Source organism: Mycobacterium sp. NPDC051804 (assembly GCF_044452905.1).
Taxonomy (GTDB): domain Bacteria; phylum Actinomycetota; class Actinomycetes; order Mycobacteriales; family Mycobacteriaceae; genus Mycobacterium.
In genome coordinates this window covers 569,434-587,115 of record NZ_JBITCD010000004.1, presented here as the reverse complement: position 1 = coordinate 587,115, position 17,682 = coordinate 569,434, and the positions used below count along the sequence as shown (strand labels likewise).

Genomic DNA, 17,682 nt, shown 5'->3' with positions numbered 1-17,682 from the left:
CTACGCCAGTTGTTTGACCTGCGGCAGACCACCCGTCGCCTCGAACACGACGCGTCTGCCGATCTCGACGGCGTGATCGGCGAACCGCTCGTAATAGCGCCCCAGTAGCGCAACGTCGACCGCAGAGCAGACGCCGTCCTGCCACTTGTGGTCCATCAGCAGAGTGAACAAATGCCGGTGTTCGGAGTCGACCGCGTCGTCCAGCTCGTGCATGCCCGACGCTTTCTCGGGATCACTGGACTCCAGCACCTCACGTGCAATCCTGGCCAACAGAACTGCCCGAGTGCCCATCTCGGTGAAGCTGGCCTTGACGTCATCAGGCAACGCGCAGTCCGGGTGCCGCAACCGCGAGATGCCGGCCACATGCACCGCGAGTGCACCCATCCGCTCGATGTCGGCGCCGACGTGGATGGCACAGACCACCCTCCTCAGGTCACCGGCCACCGGCTGCTGCAGCGCGAGAAGTCTTACCGCGGTCTCCTCGGCCCGACGATTCATCGCCGCAATGTGTTCATGTTCGGCGATGACTTGTTCGGCCAGTGACAGGTCTGCCATGAGCAGGGCCTGCGTCGCGTCGTCCAATGCCTTCGCCGCCAGCCCGCACATCTCGGCCAGCTGCGTGCCCAGACCCGACAATTCCTCGTGGTAGGCGGTACGCATCGGCACCACTTACCCAGGTCCCGCCACTTCAAACCTCCCGGCTGAGGTTTTACCCCGCTGAGCTCACCGGCTCGATCGGCAGATGACGTAACGCCGCGGGCGCATCTATCGGAACGACGGGATGTGCCGGTGCGATCGGCGCCAGACGCTTGTACGGTTCGCCCTGCTCGGGTCGCAGATCGGCCTCGCCCTTGTTCGGCCACAGCGACGCGGCGCGCTCGGCCTGGGCCGTAATCGAAAGCGATGGATTCACACCGAGATTCGCCGAGATCGCCGCACCGTCGTGTACCGAGAGCGTCGGATATCCGTAGACCCGCTGATACGGGTCGATGACTCCATGGTCGACGGTGTCGCCGATCGCGGCGCCACCGAGGTAATGCGCCGTCAGCGGGATGTTGAACAATTCACCCCAGGTGCCGCCCGCGACACCGTCGATCTTCTTGGCGATCCGCCGCGTGACCTCGTTGCCCACCGGGATCCACGTCGGGTTGGGTTCGCCGTGGCCCTGCTTGCTGTCGAGCCGCCGGAAGCCGAACTTGGTGCGCCGCGTGAATGTCGTGATGGAGTTGTCGAGGTGCTGCATGACGAGCGCGATCATGGTCCGCTCGCTCCACTTGCGCGGATTGAGCAAGCGCAGCAGGTTGCGAGGATCCTCCCCCGCTTGCGCGAAGAACTGTCGCCACCGCGGAACGTCGGATCCCGAGGGCCCCGCGCCGTCGGTCATCAGGGTCTGCAGAAGGCCCATGGCATTGCTGCCCTTGCCGTAGCGCACCGGCTCGATGTGTGTGTCAGAGGTCGGATGGATCGACGACGTGATCGCCACGCCATGGGTCAGGTCGAGATCCGGCGACACGGCGAAACGGCCCGCACCGACGATCGATTCCGAGTTGGTCCTGGTGAGCACACCGAGCTTCTCCGAAAGCCTCGGCAGCCTACCCGTGTCGCGCATCTTGAACAGCAGCTTCTGCGTCCCGAACGTCCCCGCCGCCAGCACCACGTGGGTCGCCGTGTACTTGCGCCTGCGCAGTCCCAACAAGCCCGTCCGCTTCGTGCGCACTTCCCACGCACCGTCGGATCGTTGCGAGAACCCCGACACTGTCGTCATCGGAATGATCTCTGCCCCAGCCTTTTCCGCGAGCCCGAGATAATTCTTCAGCAGCGTGTTCTTGGCGCCGTAGCGGCAACCCGTCATGCAGGAACCGCATTCGATGCAACCGGTGCGTGCCGGTCCCGCGCCGCCGAAATACGGATCCGGCACGGTCTTGCCGGGCGTCTTGGTGCCGTCGGGCCCGAAGAACACACCGACGGGCGTCGCGACGAACGTGTCCTCGACACCCATGTCGGCGGCGACCTCTTTCATGACGCGGTCGGCGTCGGTGAACGTCGGGTTTTGGACCACGCCGAGCATCCGTTGCGCCTGGTCGTAGTGCGGCGTCAACTCGCTGCGCCAGTCGGTGATCTGCTTCCACTGCGGATCGTTGAAGAACGCGTCCGGCGGCACGTACAGCGTGTTGGCGTAGTTGAGCGAACCTCCGCCTACCCCGGCGCCGGCCAGGATCATCACGTTGCGCAACAAGTGGATTCGCTGGATGCCGTACATGCCGAGTTTCGGCGCCCACAAGAACTTGCGCAGGTTCCACGACGTCTTCGCGAACTCCTCGTCGGCGAAGCGGCGACCGGCCTCCAGAACGCCGACGCGATAGCCCTTCTCGGTGAGCCGCAGCGCGGTGACACTGCCACCGAAACCGGAACCGATGATCAGGACGTCATAGTCAGGCTTCATCGGTTCAGTATCTAACTACTGGCCAGTAACTACTAGTGAGGCCACCCTTAGTCCACGTTTAGCTGCACTTCGTCCAAATTGACGTTCACGCAGCAGGCCGGGCGTACCCTTCGCCCATGTCCCGTTCGCTCGTCGCGGTCGCTTTCCTCGCAGCCGCCTTCGCCATCGCAGTTCCTGCCGGTGCGGAGCCGGTTCCGGGGATGGTCGACGACGCAGTTCTGGGCCAGCCGTGCGAGAACACCAAATCGTTCGTGTTTGGAACGAACACCAGCGGAGCGATTCTGGCGTGCGGCTCCCCCAAAGCGCCTGGCGAATGGTCACAGATCGCCGGGCTCGTCGGCGTCCGCGAGATCGGCACGGAGTGCTTCTCCGATGTAGTTGCCGTCAATCCTGACGGCAACGGGTGGACTGCCGCTCAGTCACCGGACGGTCTGCCGTTGTTCTGCGTCTATCCGACGGACACGTGGGAAGTGCACCCCACCTCTTAGTGTCAGTCACCGACGGTCAAGCCGACCTTCTGGAACTCCTTGAGGTCACAGTAACCCGCCTTGGCCATCGATCGCCGCAGGCCACCGACCAAATTCAACGAGCCGAACGGATCGTCGGACGGCCCGGTCAGAACCTGTCCCAGCGACGGCCGTTCGCCGAGAGCAACCTGCAGCAGTGCACCACGCGGCAACGACGGGTGCGCGGCCGCAGCGGGCCAGAACCAGCCGTCTCCCAGGGCCTCGGCAGCGGTGGCCAACGGGGTGCCGAGCACCACGGCGTCGGCGCCGCACGCAATGGCCTTGGCCAGGTCGCCGGAGGTGTGGATGTCGCCGTCGGCGAGCACGTGCACGTAGCGGCCGCCTGTCTCGTCGAGGTATTCGCGCCGCGCCGCGGCGGCGTCGGCGATTGCGGTGGCCATCGGCACGCTGATGCCGAGCACCTCGTCACTGGTGGTGACGCCGCGGGTCGATCCGTAGCCGACGATGACGCCCGCAGCGCCGGTGCGCATGAGGTGCAGGGCGGTGCGGTGGTCGAGGACACCGCCCGCCACCACGGGGATATCGAGTTCGGAGATGAACGTCTTGAGGTTCAGCGGTTCGCCGACCCCGTGATCTTGGGCGACCCGCTCGGCGGAGATGATCGTGCCCTGGATAACGAGCAGTTCGACACCAGCGGCGACGAGCGCGGGCGTCAGCGCCTGGGCGTTCTGCGGGCTGACGCGCACCGCCGTCGTCACCCCGGCGTCGCGGATCCGCGCGACCGCTGCGCCCAGCAGGTCGGGGTCCAGCGGCGCGGCATGCAGTTGTTGCAGCAGTCGGATTGCCGCCGACGGTTCGGGCTCCTTCTCGGCCGCCGCGACGACCTGAGCGATCTTCTCCTCGACGTCGGCGTGCCTGCCGATCAGACCCTCGCCGTTGAGTACACCGAGGCCGCCGAGCCGGCCCATCTCGATCGCGAACTCCGGCGACACCAACGCGTCGGTGGGATGTGCGACCACCGGGATCTCGAACCGGTACGCATCCAATTGCCAGGCAGTCGAAACGTCTTGAGACGACCGGGTTCTGCGGGACGGCACAATGTTGATGTCGTCGAGTTCGTAAGTGCGGCGGGCGGTTCGGCCCATGCCGATTTCAACCATGTCGCGCATGATTCAGTTTCCTGTCAGCGGGTGTAGTAGTTCGGGGCCTCGACAGTCATCGCGATGTCGTGCGGGTGACTCTCCTTCAACCCAGCCGCGGTGATCTGTACGAACTGCGCCTGCTGCAGGTGCTCGATCGTGGCCGAGCCCGTGTAGCCCATGGCGGCGCGCAACCCGCCGGTGAGTTGGTGAATCACCGTCGACAGCGGACCGCGGAACGGCACCCGACCCTCGATGCCCTCGGGCACCAGCTTGTCCTCGGACAGCGCATCGTCCTGGAAGTAACGGTCTTTGGAGTACGACCTCGCACCCGCACGCCCGGCCATCGCACCGAGCGAACCCATGCCGCGGTAGCTCTTGAACTGCTTGCCGTTGACGAAGATCAGCTCGCCAGGCGACTCCGCGGTGCCTGCGAGCAGCGAGCCCAGCATCGCTGTGGACGCGCCCGCGGCAAGGGCTTTGGCGATGTCGCCCGAATACTGCAGGCCCCCGTCGGCGATGACCGGAATGCCCTTGGGCGCGCACGCGGCGACGGCCTCGAGGATGGCAGTGATCTGGGGAGCTCCGACACCGGCTACGACCCGTGTGGTGCAAATCGAGCCCGGGCCGACACCGACCTTCACGGCGTCGGCGCCCGCTTCGACGAGTGCGGCCGCGGCGGAGCGGGTGGCGACGTTGCCGCCGATCACCTCGACGCGGTCACCGACCGCCACCTTGACGCGATGCACCATGTCCAGCACGCCACGGTTGTGGGCGTGCGCGGTGTCCACTATGAGCACGTCGACACCGGCGTCCGTCAGCGTCATCGCGCGCGTCCAGGCGTCGTCGCCGACACCGACGGCGGCGCCGACGAGCAGCCGACCATCGCTGTCCTTCGTCGCGAAGGGGAATTGCTCGGTCTTGACGAAGTCCTTGACGGTGATCAGACCGGTCAGCTTGCCGTTGCCGTCGACGATCGGCAGCTTCTCGATCTTGTGGCGGCGCAACAGTCCCAGTGCCGCCTCGGCCGAAACCCCTTCCTGCGCAGTGATCAACGGGGCCTTCGTCATCACCTCGGACACCGGTTTGGACTGGTCGACCTCGAAGCGCATATCGCGATTGGTGATGATCCCGACAAGAGAACCGAGCGAGTCCACGACGGGCAACCCCGAGATGCGGAACCGTGCGCACATCGCGTCGACCTCGGCCAGCGTGTTGTCAGGTGAGCAGGTGACGGGGTCGGTGACCATGCCGGCCTCGGAGCGCTTGACCGTCTCGACCTGACCTGCCTGTTCGGCGACGGGCAGGTTGCGGTGCAGCACGCCCATGCCTCCGGCACGGGCCATCGCGATGGCCATCCGCGATTCGGTGACGGTGTCCATCGCGGAGCTGACGAGCGGGACGCGCAGCCGGATCTTCTTGGTCAACTGGCTGGAGGTATCAGCTGTGGCGGGCACCACATCTGAGGCGGCGGGCAGCAGCAGTACATCGTCGAAAGTGAGGCCGAGCATCGCGATCTTCGTCGGATCGTCGCCGCCGGTGGGCACCGGAACGGCGAGGGGAAGGCTGCTTTCGGCGATCGACATGGGTGGGGCCTCCCGAGACAGACGAGCTAGATTCCCCATCTTATCGGCATTGACGTCGCCGGTTCGGCCCCACACTCCCGGTTGCGCCATGCCGGGCGACGGCTGGCGCGAAATGTGGGCGGCTGCGTAGTGTGGAGTCGTGCGCGACCACCTCCCGCCGGGTTTGCCGCCCGATCCGTTCGCCGACGACCCGTGCGACCCCTCGGCTGCGCTCGACGCCCTGGAACCCGGGCAACCGCTGGACCCACAGGAGCGGACCGCGGTGGAGGCCGATCTCGCCGATTTAGCGGTGTACGAAGCGTTGTTGGCACACAAGGGAATTCGCGGTTTGGTCGTCTGCTGCGACGAATGCCAGCAGGACCACTATCACGACTGGGACATGCTGCGGGCGAACCTGCTGCAGCTGCTGGTCGACGGGACGGTCCGGCCGCACGAGCCAGCCTACGATCCCGAACCCGATGCCTACGTCACCTGGGATTATTGCCGCGGCTACGCCGACGCTTCCCTCAACGAGGCTACGACGGACACCGACGGATATCGCTGAGAGCGCATACCCCCGGTTAGCTGCCCTCCCCGCCTGATTCGGGTTCGGGCGCCGCGAATGTGGTCGTAACCGGGGCTCGCCGTTGTACCGGCGGCTCTTGTCGTTGAACCGGCGGTGCCTGAGTTGTCGGCGGCGCCTCCACTTCTGCAGGTTCCTCAACCGTCACAGGTGGTGCCTCGACCGTTGCCGGCGGAGCCTCTACCGGCGGCGCCTCCTCGGCGGCCTCGGTGACGGTCGATGTCGGCAACGGCTGGGGTCGCGTCGTGGCCGCAACGGTGGTGGTCGTCGTCGGTGCGGAAGAACTCGGCGGGAGCTCCTCCTCCGTCGTCGGCTCCTCCGTCGCAGTCGCAGGGGCCGACGAAGGCGGCGGGCCTTGCACCGGCGGACTGGTGGCCGGTGACGTCGGACTGGCCGGCGGGGTCTCCGATGGCGGCGTCGTCGGAGACGTCGGAGATTCCGACGGCGTGGTTCCCGACGTCGACGTTGTCTCAGACGGCGGTGTCGTCGGCGACGTCGTCTCCGACGAAGTGCCGTCGGCTGGTGGCGGTGTGAGCATGACCACCGGCACGTCAGGGAAGGTAGGCGGCGGAACGTCGGGCGGCAGCACCGCCGCGGGGTCCTGGGCCTCGACCTTCACCGTCAGGTCTTGCCATTGGCTGACCAGTTCTTGCTTCTGCACGTCGTCATTGACCGTCGCCACCGTCGTGGTGAGCGTCTCCAGCTTCTGCTGCGCGGCGTCCCATTGCCCCTGGTCGACAAGCTGCTGCACCTCGGCCAGTTGCTGCGAAGCAAGCATGACGGCGTCGTCCCGCGGGGCCGGCGCCTCGCCGAAAATCATCGTGCGCAGCCCGTAGAGGGAGTCGCCCGGTCCCGCGCCGGCAACAACGCTGGCGAAACCACCTAGGCACAGCACCGCGGCGGCGGTCGACCCGACCAGGGCCAGCGTCCTGCGCGAGCGTTTGCGCGAACGTTGTGCGGTATCCAACGCGATCACCGCGTCGCGCGGCGTCACAGGAACCGTCAGCGGCGCATCACGAATGTTGTCTCGCCAACCGGATAGCAAGTTGATCAGTTCGGCCTCACCGCGATCGGCCGCATAGGCCGGCTGCTCGTACGCGAGCGCATCGAGCAGCTGATCGGTGCGGTTGATCTCGTTGAGCGACGGGTCGCCTCCGTTGGAAGTCCAACGTCCGAAGTCAGGCATAGTCGTGCCCCGTCGACATGATCTCGTCCTTCAGCCGCGCGAGTGCGCGGTGCTGGGCGACCCGGACCGCACCCGCCGTACTTCCGACAGCTTCTGCGGTCTCTTCGGCGCTCATGCCGACGACCACACGCAGGATCAGGATTTCGCGTTGCTTCTCCGGCAAAACCGCCAGTAGCCGCTTCATCCGGGCCGATGCCTCGGAGTCCAACGCCATCTGTTCGGGGCCAGCGTCCAGCGAGAAGCGTTCCGGCACGACATCCGTCGGGTCGGAGCGGTTCCTGCCTGCTGCGCGATGTGCGTCAGCGACCTTGTGCGCTGCAATGCCGTACACAAAGGCCAGGAACGGTCGTCCCTGATCCTTGTACCGCGGCAGCGCCGTTATGGCGGCCAAGCACACCTCCTGCGCGACGTCATCAGCTGAGAGGCCACTTCGTTCAGTCGATCCAACCCTCGCCCGGCAATACCGGACGACGATGGGACGAATGGTCTCCAGCACCCTCCGGAGTGCGTCTCGATTGCCTGCCACAGCCTCAGCAACGACATCATCGAGATGTTCTCCCGAAATTGTCATCGTGGGCGATCTCTCCAGCGTTACGTAGCGGACACTTACCGGTGGGCTTGGCTCAGCTAAACAATAACTTTCAGGATGGCGTGCTCCCGGCTCAGCGCACGGCCCACACGCCGCCCCGTGATCGGACTGTGTCGGCAGAACCGTCTCGGATCCCGGCCACCTCTACTTCTGACCGCGTCGCGCTGCCGATACCGACCAGCAAGGACGCCAACGCCCAGCGCAGCGGAATCATTCCGTGCTGTTCGGTGTCCTCCAACGCGGCATCGGCCACCCGGCGGGAGCCGTCGAGGTCGCCGACGCAGCACAGTGCGGCGGCCATGACCACCTGGGATTTGACGGTGTGCCGGGCCGAGCCCAGTGTCGCGGCCGCGGCCCTGGCCGCTTCCGCGTGTCGCACCGCGGCCGAACCCTCTCCGCGGGCCATGGCGAGCTCCGCGGACACCCAGGCGATCCGCACCTGCAGTCGCGCCGAAACCGGGCCGTCGAGAAGGTCGGTCGCGCGGAGCAACGCCCGCTCCGACGCCGCGAACCGTCCCGTGCCGAGCGCATCGGCGGCCAGTCCGATCAGAGCGTCGCCGCCCGCTTCGCGATCGGTGCCCGCAAGTGCCGACGCCCGGCCGTCCCAGGCGCGGGCCCGATCGTGCCAGCCGAGCTGCCGCAGAAACGATGCGCGGGTGCTGTGGGCCAACGACACCAACGGGCCGGGCGGCTCGCGGCGCAACGCGGCGAGGTCGGCCAGCGCACTACTGTAGCGACCCTGGCCACCGGCCGCCACCGCCCGCAGCCATGACTCGTGCGGAGTTGTCGCGGCAGGCAGCGGCCAGCATCCCGGGTCATCCCCGAACGCCGCGTTTGCCAGGTCTGTCGTGGAAGTGATCATGGGTGCCCGCGACGGTATCAACGGCGGCAACGAGCAGATGCGGTTACCCGGTACCGGTGGACTCGTATTCAAAAGGGGCCAAAATCACTTTGGTTAACAGTTGGTGCTGCAAAAGTTAATTCCATGTAAGGCGGAGCGGAGTCGCGAATAATTGCCAGAGTCGCATGTATCGACCCGATCAGGACAAATACGCCTTGGCGGTCTCCGCATCACGTTTGTCTAAACACCGATCTCGTCGACGAAGTGTCCCAAGATGAACGTGAAGTAAATTCTGGACCTGCTGTTATGTCAATTGGCACATGCTCAGGCTATTGACGGAATTTCGTGAGCCCCCCTAGTTTGTGTGCACGAGTAGTCATCGGCGACTTGCGCTCGGATCGGTTCCAAAACTCACGCACCCGTGTAGTTGGCGAAATGGGTGTGTAGAGAGGGGTTTTCCAATGCCACAGCCGCAACAGCTTCCCGGACCTAACGCAGATATCTGGGATTGGCAGATCGCCGGCCTTTGCCGAGGCGTCGACTCGTCCATGTTCTTTCATCCCGACGGCGAACGCGGCCGGGCCCGCGCGCAGCGTGAGATGCGTGCCAAGGAGATGTGCCGCAGCTGCCCCGTGATCGCTCAGTGCCGCTCGCATGCACTGGCGGTCGGTGAGCCCTACGGCATCTGGGGCGGCCTGTCGGAGTCCGAGCGCGAATTGTTGCTGAAGCGGGGCATCCGGCGCGCTTCATAACCACGATTCCCCATAGCGAAGGTCCCATCCGGCGTGCCGGGTGGGACCTTCTTCTCTCGGTCGAAACGGCGCGCGGCTGATCCTCGCTTAGCATGAGCGACAAATAAGGGAGCCGCCCGTGGTAGATCCGACGCCCGAGTCGATGTGGGCGGCATTGAGCGGCGTCTCTGTCTCCGACGAAATCCTCGAGTGGCCGCCAGATCTCTTCGCCCTCACCGAGGTGCTCCTTGACCACACCCAGGCCTATCGCTTCGTGTTGTCCCCGCCGGGCGGCGCCACCTGGCCGCCCGATCGCTACGTCAGCTGGGCCGAAGCGGTCGAGGACGCAGGCCGGGAGTGGAGCGGCTGGGTCGACAACCGAGACAGCTGCACGGTTCCCGAAATCCTCGCCCGCGAATGGAAGGTCTTTCGCGGCCAGATCCAGATCCCGATCGACGACCTCACCGAGGGTCGGGACTGGCGGATGTGTGAGGCGCTACTGACACTTCACGCGATAGCCGACGAGGCGTGCGCCGGATTGGGCGCGCCGGTGGGTCGGCCCGATGATCACGGCTACACCTATCGCGCCCGCGGGCGCGAGCTCCTGGCTCGAACCGGATCCCTGGCCCGCATTCACCCCGACCTTCTGCGCGTCCTTCCGAAGGTCCGCACTTCACCCAATGCGACTGCCCTGGGCTCGTTTTCGCGCTACGCGTGCGTTCATCGCCCCGGTGCGCAGGTCCGGTGGTCGAAGGTTCCTGTGCGGCATCGCGGCACAGATGTCCAGGCCGAGTACGCGAACTTACTCCTCCTTCCCTGGCCGCTGCGGATACGTGAAACGGACTTTCGCCCCGTCGAAGGATCGGTGCGCAGACATACCAGCGAGCCCTACGGCTATTTCGAGTTCGCCCCGCCGGAACGGCTTGATTTCGACCTGGTGGACCGCACCATCATCGCCGCTCTCGATGAAGTTTCCAGTGTTGACGTGGTGGTCTTTCCCGAAAGCGCAATCGATGAAAGCGATCTCGAGGAACTCGAGGCCGTCCTGGACCGCCACGGAGTGAACATCTTGATGGCCGGGGTTCGGCAACCGGCACCGAAGACGGGGCAGTTGCCGGGCAACTGGGTGCACATCGGCGTGAACTCGCAGCTGGAGAAGGGACTCAAAGAGCACAGAGCCGCAACAGGTTCGGCTCGTGATCAGTGGTTCCACATCCGGCAGAACAAGCATCACCGTTGGTCGCTCGACGAAGCACAGATTTACCAGTACCACCTCGGCGGTGCCCTACACCCGCACGTCCGGTGGTGGGAGGCGATGGACGTCACGCGAAGGACGGTCCAGTTCATCGAAATGGGAGAGGAACTAACCCTCTGCTGCTTGATATGCGAGGACCTGTCCCAGCGCGACGATGTGGCCGAAGTCGTTCGATCGGTGGGGCCGACGCTCGTCGTCACGCCACTGCTCGACGGGCCCCAGCTGACGTCGCGGTGGGCCGGCCGGTATGCCAGCATCTTGGCCGACGATCCGGGCTCGGCGGTCGCGACACTGAGCGCCTACGGCATGGTGCGGCGCTCCCAGCCGCCAGGTTTCGGCTTCTCCCCCATCGTCGGACTATGGCGAGACCCGGTCCGGGGTACCCGCGAGGTTCCGTTGGAGGCCGGTGCCCACGGCGTCCTGATGACCATCTGCGGGGATCGCGCATTGCGGCGCACCGCCGACAGCCGTAAGACGATTGACAACGCGGTCCACTACTTCGACGTATCCGTACACCAGATCTACGCCTCGGCAACGGGTTCGGAACCACAACCCGTCGACACGTCTGCACCGTCGCCTCCGGTGCTCGAAGTCGAGGACCTCACCGTCCTCACCGGTTGGGCGCAGGCCGTCGCGGAAACCCTCGCGGTGGCACCCAAGCGGCTGCCCGATTTGATGGCCTACGCACACCAAGGCGCACTGTGGCGGACTGAGCTCGACATCGCCGAGCCTTCGACCCGGCTCTGCCAAGCGATCGACATCATCGAAGAAGTCATTGCCACGTGCACACCGTCGGACGGCCCGCCGACGTTCGAGGCCCTGATCGCCGCGACGACGGAGCACCGGCCGAACGAACCGAAGCTCGAGAGGTTGGTCCGACGCGTCCTGCGATCCACGCTTGAACAAGGTCGTAGCCGAACCGCCGCGACAGCGATGCGGGCCTGACGCAAAATGGACGCCGTGTCAGGAAACCTGGACCCTTACAACTTCGAAACCGCAACGGCCGGCACGGCGGTCGCCGGATCGGTGTCCACCACGGTCAGCTCGGCAGTGGCCGGTTCGGCGGCGACGGTGGCGAGCACCGCAGTTGCCGGGTCGGCAGCCACGGTGGCGAGTGCCGGTGTGGTCAGCTCGGCGGCCACCGTCGCCAGCACAGCTGTGGCCGGATCGATGGCAACCGCCGGAAGTGCCGCGGTCGCCGGAAGCATGGTTACCGCAATGTCTCTCGCCGTCGCGGGCAGCATCGCGTGTGTGGCGTGCGCGTTCTGCAAGAAGTGTGTCGCGTGCCTGGGGTGCGTCGGCTGCACGAACTGTGTTGGCTGTGCGGGGTGCTACAACTGCTCAGGCCTCCGCTTCGCCGTCGGCCTTCGCGACGTCCACGTCTGATGCACCGGCCGCGCGTACTTTCGTTGCCAGCCAGTTGATTCCCGGCCACACGGTGAGGCTGTGCACAACGAGGCTCAACGAGACCGCGACTCCGACCAACTGTGTGATCCAGGGCTCGAGATCGGGCTCACGTAGTTCGATATGTTCGATCATCAGCAGGCCCAGAACAATGGTGCCCAGGCCGCGCGGTCCGAACCAGCCGATGAACAGCCGGTCTCTGGGCGGCAGGTCGGTACGGATCAACGCCAACGAGACAGCGATGAGACGCACCGCGAACACAGCGACGATGACGAAGGCCACCACCCGCCACTCAACTTCGCGCCAGGCCCCAACCACGGCGTAGGCGCCGAACATCGCGAAGACGACAAGTTCCAGCAGATGAGCGGCGGCATCTGAGACATGCGTGTCAGGTCCGCCTCCCCTCCGTTCCGCGACAAAGGCAAACGCGAGTCCACCGGCAAAGGCAGCCACCAGACCACTGCCGTCCGACAGCTGACCGACCTGGAAACACAGCAACGCACCTACCAACATCGACAACTGGGCCCACGTGTCGCCCATCCAGCCGCGCCGACGCGACCAAGTGATCACCACGCCCCCGATCGCACCGAGGATCAGACCGGCAACGACGGACATGACTTCGGTGCGGACCAGGAACCACGCCACATCATCAAACCGCTGGTGCGGGGCCCGCTCGTGGGCCTCGTACACCGCAAGTGCGAGTACCAGCGTGGTCAGCGCGAATCCGTCGTAGAGCCCGCTCTCCGTCGACAACGCATGGCGGACAGTCTCCGGGATGCGGCGATCCTCCAGCAAAGCTGAGATGAGCGCGACCTCCGCGGGAGCTGCGATCGCCCCCACAGCGATCGCGCCCGCAACCGACATATAGGGGATGAGTAGCAGCGCGGTCAAAGTGCCCAGGCCGAGAGACACCGGGATGCCGACCACCAACAGCCGGACGGTGATGCCGTGGCGACGAACGACCGCCGACAAGTCGAGAGCGGCTGCTTGATTGAAGAGGATCAATGTGAGCGCCAACTCGGCGACGATCAAGTAATCGCCTACGTCGTGGCCAACCTCGATCGCGCCGATACCGAACGGCCCCAAAGCCATTCCGCACAGCATGAATATCAAGGCAGGCGCGACATACCACCGTTTGACCAACGCTGAGATCACCGCATAGCACAACACCATAGCCGTCAGTGTGAACAACGTGGTGTTATCCATTTGGCAAGCCAGAATATCGCGAATCACGTTGGCGGGCTGCCGGTTATGGCAACCGAAATCCGCAAATTTCAAGGAATTTCAAGGAATTTTGTCGCGCGTATGCCTATGCTCCCGCGTGGGACGACCGGCAGGCCGAACGGTTGGAGAGCGCATGGCAGTGCACCCGGCGGATTCTTCCGGTTCCCGATCGATGTGGCTGCTGTTGGCATCAACACCCTTGGTTCTTCTCGTGACGTACTACGTGTCCTTCATGACACACGAATACGGGCACTCGTTCGCCGCCTGGTTCCTGGGCATCAAATCGAGCCCCTGGCCGATTCACTGGGGTAGCAACAGCATTTTCAACATTCTGTTTCTTGACGAAGTCGACGAACACGTCGACTATGCCGCCGCGATGGCATCCGGGAGACATCTGGCTGTCGCTGTCGTGGCATTATCCGGGATCGCGGTCAATGCGCTGCTGTACCTGATCTTTCGCTTCGTCGCGCCTTTGTGGCGCAAGAGTGCGCACCGACTTGTCGCCTACTCCACGTTCTGGTTGCTGTGCATGGAGGTCGGCAACTTCTACTGCTACGTTCCGATCCGCGTCGCGGCACCGAGTGACGACATGCACAACTGGACCTGGGGTTCAGGCCAGTCGTGGTGGTGGCTGTACGTGGTGATCGGATACCTGACCCTGGCGGCGATGGTCGATTTCTATCGCACCGTGATGCCGACATCGCTGGATGCCAGTGGCATCTGCACTCCCGTGGGCCGGGCGGCGGTTTTGGTGACCGCAACCCTCCTGCTCTTCGGCTACTTCGCGGGGCCCGGGCTGCTGAAAGACGATGTACTGACTCAGTTCATATCTCGCACGTCGCTGCTATTGATTCCCGTCATCCTGTTGGTCAGCTGGAGGCGGGTTGTGCGCCGCGTCCACGTCTGATGCACCGGCCGGTTTCGCGACAACCACGGGCTTGGGCTGACGGGCGCCGGCCACGCGGATCACGCCGTAGCACAGCGCGACGACGGCGGCCACAACGAGCAGCCAGGGCAGCATGAGACCGAAAAGCAGCACCAGGTTGCTTCCGACGGAAACCAATGCGTCCCAACCACGTTCGACCTGGCCCAGAAAGCCCTGATACTGCTCCGGCGCCGGTCCACCGATCGTCTCGGCCACGAAGGTGGCGTTGACGGTGCTGTATTCGATGCGGTCGCCGAGGGCCTCACGCTGTGCACGCAGGCTGTCCAAGTCGGCCTGGCGCTGTGAGAGCGCGTCTTCGGCGGCGATGAGCGCTTCGGGGTCGCGGGCATCGCGCATGATCGCCAGCAATCGGTCCACCGAGGTCTGCAGCGCTTTGATGCGGGCGTCGAGATCGACACGCTGTGCCGTCACATCCTCGGAGCTGGTTTCGGCCGACTGCACGGTCCCGAGTGTCTTGAGCTCGCGCACCACACCGTCGAGCTTGTCCACCGGGACGCGCAGGACGACCGAGGTGCGCGCCAATCCCGAGTCGGACCCCGCGTTCTCGCTGCGGCTGTCGACTCGGCCGTCGGCATCCTCGACGATGACCGCCGCCTTGTCCGCGGCCTCGGACGTGTTGGACACCGTGATGGTCATCGATGCGGTCTTGACGACATCGCGTTGGGCGTCCTGCACCGGCGCGGGCTCCTGAGGCGGCGGGGCCTCCGGTGCGCCGGCGGCGGCGCCATCGGTGGTGAACTTCGACGCGGGCGCGTCGTTCTCGTGCCGCGACGGGCCCGACCCTGCGCACGCCGTCACGAGACCCAGTGTTGCGATGCCGGCAATCGCCACCGCCAACCATTTGCGGTACAACCTGCTGGAAGTGCTGCTCATGGCAGCCACCATGCCATTAGCTGTGAAGTTCGACCATTTTCGCTGGTTGGATAGGGAAATCAATGAGCTCAGGCGTGACGCGAAGAACCGATGCACTGGGGATGTCGTAGAACAATCCGACGACCTCCAGCTGAGTGCGTGTCCGAACGAGCGGGTGCCGCTGCAACGTCTCGACTTGGGTGGCGACGCTGACCACGCTCAGCTGATCCACGCGACCGAACCCCGCATCTGCTGCCGACCGTGCCACCGGATGGTTGCCGTCGTCGAATTCGATCAGCGCGGCATCCCCGTGCTTCAACCATTCCGACAGATGTTCATCGGCCTCACTGAGCGGGGCACCACCATGGAGAATCGCGTTCATTGCGCCGCAGCTGGAGTGTCCGCAAACCACGATCGACGTGACTTCGAGCTTGTCCACCGCAAAGGCGATCGCAGCCTCGATCGAATTGTCCCGCCGGTCTTCTGGGACCAGGTTACCGACGTTGCGCACCGTGAACAGATCGCCGGGGCCACTGCTCGTAATGATGTTCGGGACGAGACGGGAGTCGGTGCAGGTGATGAACAGCGTCTCGGGGCGTTGCGCGTGCGCGAGCCTTTCCATGTGTGGCTTCAGATAAGGAGCGGTGCGGCGCTGGTACACGTCGACACCGGTGAAGACAGCGGCGTCGACGCTGTTCCCGTTCTGCCATGAGCTCCAGGGCACCACACCGGAGCGCACGTCGAGCGGCGTAATTTCCCGTACCGGAGGTCGCTCCACGGCGCTGTGCATCTCAACGGAGCCGACCTCGCAGATCTCCACGGTCCCACCAGCATTGCGATGCTGACGGCACCAGTCCTCGATCACCTCATGCGCCGCATGATCGATATAGTCCACCGACAACTCGACCGTCACCGCCGACCCGGCCGGGACGGTGGCCAACGTCTTCGCCAGGCGCGGAAGCGACAGGAAGCTGCAGGAGCCCTCGACCAGGACGCGCCACTCCCCGTCACCGATCGGTTCGGCTTTGATCCGCGCGCGCACCACGCGCCAGAGTACGAGAACGATGGCCAGCGCCAGTCCGATCAGCACGCCCTCGAGTAGGTTCAGGAACACCACGCCGAGCAAGGTGACGGCGTAGACCGCAATGTCTCCCGTGCGGCGCGCGGTTTCGATGTGAGCTCGCTTGACAAGCTGGATCCCGATCACGATGAGGAGCCCCGCCAGTGCGACGGTCGGGATCTGCTCTGCCAAGCCTGCGAACGGCAGCGCGAAGATCAATACCCACACTCCGTGCAGGATCGCCGAAGCACGCGTTCTCGCACCGGAATTGACGTTGGTCGAGCTTCGTACGATGACTCCTGTCACCGGTAATCCGCCGATGGCTCCAGAGGTGATGTTGGCGGCGCCTTGGCCGATCATTTCGCGATCGAAGTTCGTTCGTGGACCGTTGTGCATGCGGTCAATCGAAACAGCCGACAAGAGGCTTTCGACGCTGGCGATGAGTGCGACGGTCAGCACGCCCACCGCGAAGGCGCCCCAGTTCCCGTCCGGAAGACTGGGCAGAGCGAGCGCGTCGAGGAGCGATCCGTCGAGGCGAACACGTTCCACGTCGAGTGCCAGCACCGCAGCGAGTACGGTTGCCAGCAATATCGCGACCAAGGGACCCGGCACCTTGGCAAGCGGCTTCGGCAACCACCGCCACCCGGCCAGGACAGCGATCACCAGCGCACCGAGTACCAGCCCCGGTCCGTGCGCGTTCATCAGCTGATTAGGCAGTTCGGTGATGTTGCGCCATGCCGAGCTGTTGATCTGTCCGCCCAGGAGTACATGGACCTGCTGTAACGCAATGGTGAGGCCGATTCCCGCAAGCATCGCGTGAACCACCACCGGCGAGATGGCCAACGCCGCGCGTGCTACTCGACTCATTCCGAATAGCACCTGCAGGACGCCTGCCGCCACTGTGATTGCGCACGTGACCTTCCACCCGAACTGCGCAACCAGGCTGGCGACCACCACTGTCAGCCCGGCAGCCGGACCGCTGACCTGCAGCGGCGATCCGCCCAGGGCGCCCGCGACGATACCGCCGACGATCGCAGCGATCAGCCCGGCGAGGGCAGGAGCGCCCGAGGCGATGGCAATGCCCAGTGACAGAGGCAGCGCCACCAGAAACACGACCAGCGAGGCCGGCAGATCGTAACGAAGGATCGGCGCCAGTCGGGCACCCGGTTTTACTGTCGAATCTACTTGCAACTTCGGCTCCTTTGTTCATGTGGCTCGACCGATCAAGGAGCGAAAGTAGCTCGCCCACTGGAGGATTGGAGAACATCTAGCTGGAACTAAGTCGTGGGGGGGGGGGGGGGGGGGGGGGGGGCGGGGGGGCGGGGGGGGGGGGGCGGGCGGGGGGGGGCGCTCCCACCCCCCCCCCCCGGGGGCGCCAAGCGGCCAGACCCCAACCC

General features: G+C 65.1%; 16 protein-coding genes. 6 read left to right on the top strand and 10 right to left on the bottom strand.

What is annotated here, in order from left to right; genetic code table 11:
- Together phoU and ACIA48_RS18300 are read right to left on the bottom strand one after the other, a co-directional pair.
- A complete protein-coding gene (phoU, locus tag ACIA48_RS18305) occupies positions 1–660 on the bottom strand; it encodes a phosphate signaling complex protein PhoU (protein ID WP_396734362.1) in 660 nt (219 codons plus the stop codon).
- 49 nt (positions 661–709) lie between these two features.
- On the bottom strand, positions 710–2,443 hold the full coding sequence (locus ACIA48_RS18300; RefSeq protein ID WP_396734359.1) for a GMC family oxidoreductase N-terminal domain-containing protein: 1,734 nt from the start codon (positions 2,441–2,443) through the stop codon (positions 710–712).
- Between the two features lie 116 nt (positions 2,444–2,559).
- On the opposite strand from ACIA48_RS18300, the gene ACIA48_RS18295 reads away from it, so the two are divergent.
- Positions 2,560–2,931, top strand: a complete 372-nt coding sequence (locus ACIA48_RS18295; protein WP_396734356.1) for a hypothetical protein — start codon at positions 2,560–2,562, stop codon at positions 2,929–2,931.
- Positions 2,932–2,933: 2 nt separating this feature from the next.
- Here ACIA48_RS18295 and ACIA48_RS18290 read toward each other — a convergent pair whose 3' ends face one another.
- Together ACIA48_RS18290 and guaB are read right to left on the bottom strand one after the other, a co-directional pair.
- On the bottom strand, positions 2,934–4,070 hold the full coding sequence (locus tag ACIA48_RS18290) for a GuaB3 family IMP dehydrogenase-related protein (RefSeq protein WP_396735072.1): 1,137 nt from the start codon (positions 4,068–4,070) through the stop codon (positions 2,934–2,936).
- Positions 4,071–4,093: 23 nt separating this feature from the next.
- Positions 4,094–5,635 (bottom strand): IMP dehydrogenase, encoded by a 1,542-nt coding sequence (gene guaB, locus ACIA48_RS18285; protein ID WP_396734354.1) that lies wholly within the window; start codon positions 5,633–5,635, stop codon positions 4,094–4,096.
- A gap of 139 nt (positions 5,636–5,774) precedes the next feature.
- On the opposite strand from guaB, the gene ACIA48_RS18280 reads away from it, so the two are divergent.
- A complete protein-coding gene (locus tag ACIA48_RS18280; protein WP_014209027.1) occupies positions 5,775–6,179 on the top strand; it encodes a DUF5319 domain-containing protein in 405 nt (134 codons plus the stop codon).
- A gap of 16 nt (positions 6,180–6,195) precedes the next feature.
- Here the strand turns inward: ACIA48_RS18280 and ACIA48_RS18275 are convergent, their stop codons facing one another.
- From ACIA48_RS18275 to ACIA48_RS18265, 3 genes are all read right to left on the bottom strand, one after another.
- Positions 6,196–7,383: an anti-sigma-D factor RsdA gene (locus ACIA48_RS18275; RefSeq protein ID WP_396734352.1), complete on the bottom strand. Its 1,188-nt coding sequence runs from the start codon at positions 7,381–7,383 to the stop codon at positions 6,196–6,198.
- Complete coding sequence (locus ACIA48_RS18270) at positions 7,376–7,954, bottom strand: sigma-70 family RNA polymerase sigma factor (RefSeq protein WP_396734349.1); 579 nt, start codon at positions 7,952–7,954, stop codon at positions 7,376–7,378. The genes ACIA48_RS18275 and ACIA48_RS18270 overlap by 8 nt, the downstream gene beginning before the upstream one ends.
- Positions 7,955–8,045: 91 nt before the next feature.
- Complete coding sequence (locus ACIA48_RS18265; protein ID WP_396734347.1) at positions 8,046–8,834, bottom strand: hypothetical protein; 789 nt, start codon at positions 8,832–8,834, stop codon at positions 8,046–8,048.
- 440 nt (positions 8,835–9,274) lie between these two features.
- Here ACIA48_RS18265 and ACIA48_RS18260 point away from each other — a divergent pair, with 440 nt between their 5' ends.
- From ACIA48_RS18260 to ACIA48_RS18250, 3 genes are all read left to right on the top strand, one after another.
- Positions 9,275–9,565: a WhiB family transcriptional regulator gene (locus ACIA48_RS18260; RefSeq protein ID WP_014209031.1), complete on the top strand. Its 291-nt coding sequence runs from the start codon at positions 9,275–9,277 to the stop codon at positions 9,563–9,565.
- Between the two features lie 118 nt (positions 9,566–9,683).
- On the top strand, positions 9,684–11,744 hold the full coding sequence (locus tag ACIA48_RS18255; RefSeq protein ID WP_396734344.1) for a hypothetical protein: 2,061 nt from the start codon (positions 9,684–9,686) through the stop codon (positions 11,742–11,744).
- 6 nt (positions 11,745–11,750) lie between these two features.
- On the top strand, positions 11,751–12,185 hold the full coding sequence (locus ACIA48_RS18250; RefSeq protein WP_396734341.1) for a hypothetical protein: 435 nt from the start codon (positions 11,751–11,753) through the stop codon (positions 12,183–12,185).
- On the opposite strand, the gene ACIA48_RS18245 is transcribed toward ACIA48_RS18250, so the two are convergent.
- On the bottom strand, positions 12,141–13,409 hold the full coding sequence (locus ACIA48_RS18245; RefSeq protein ID WP_396734339.1) for a cation:proton antiporter: 1,269 nt from the start codon (positions 13,407–13,409) through the stop codon (positions 12,141–12,143). The genes ACIA48_RS18250 and ACIA48_RS18245 overlap by 45 nt on opposite strands.
- Positions 13,410–13,560: 151 nt before the next feature.
- Here ACIA48_RS18245 and ACIA48_RS18240 point away from each other — a divergent pair, with 151 nt between their 5' ends.
- Entirely contained in the window at positions 13,561–14,334 is a 774-nt protein-coding gene (locus ACIA48_RS18240) for a hypothetical protein (RefSeq protein ID WP_396734336.1), read from the top strand.
- Here ACIA48_RS18240 and ACIA48_RS18235 read toward each other — a convergent pair.
- Both ACIA48_RS18235 and ACIA48_RS18230 read right to left on the bottom strand, forming a co-directional pair.
- Positions 14,272–15,246, bottom strand: coding sequence for a DUF4349 domain-containing protein (locus tag ACIA48_RS18235; RefSeq protein ID WP_396734334.1), 975 nt, complete (start codon positions 15,244–15,246; stop codon positions 14,272–14,274). The two genes, ACIA48_RS18240 and ACIA48_RS18235, sit on opposite strands and share 63 nt — an antisense overlap.
- A 16-nt stretch (positions 15,247–15,262) precedes the next feature.
- On the bottom strand, positions 15,263–17,476 hold the full coding sequence (locus ACIA48_RS18230; protein WP_396734331.1) for a SulP family inorganic anion transporter: 2,214 nt from the start codon (positions 17,474–17,476) through the stop codon (positions 15,263–15,265).
- Positions 17,477–17,682: the final 206 nt, after the last annotated feature.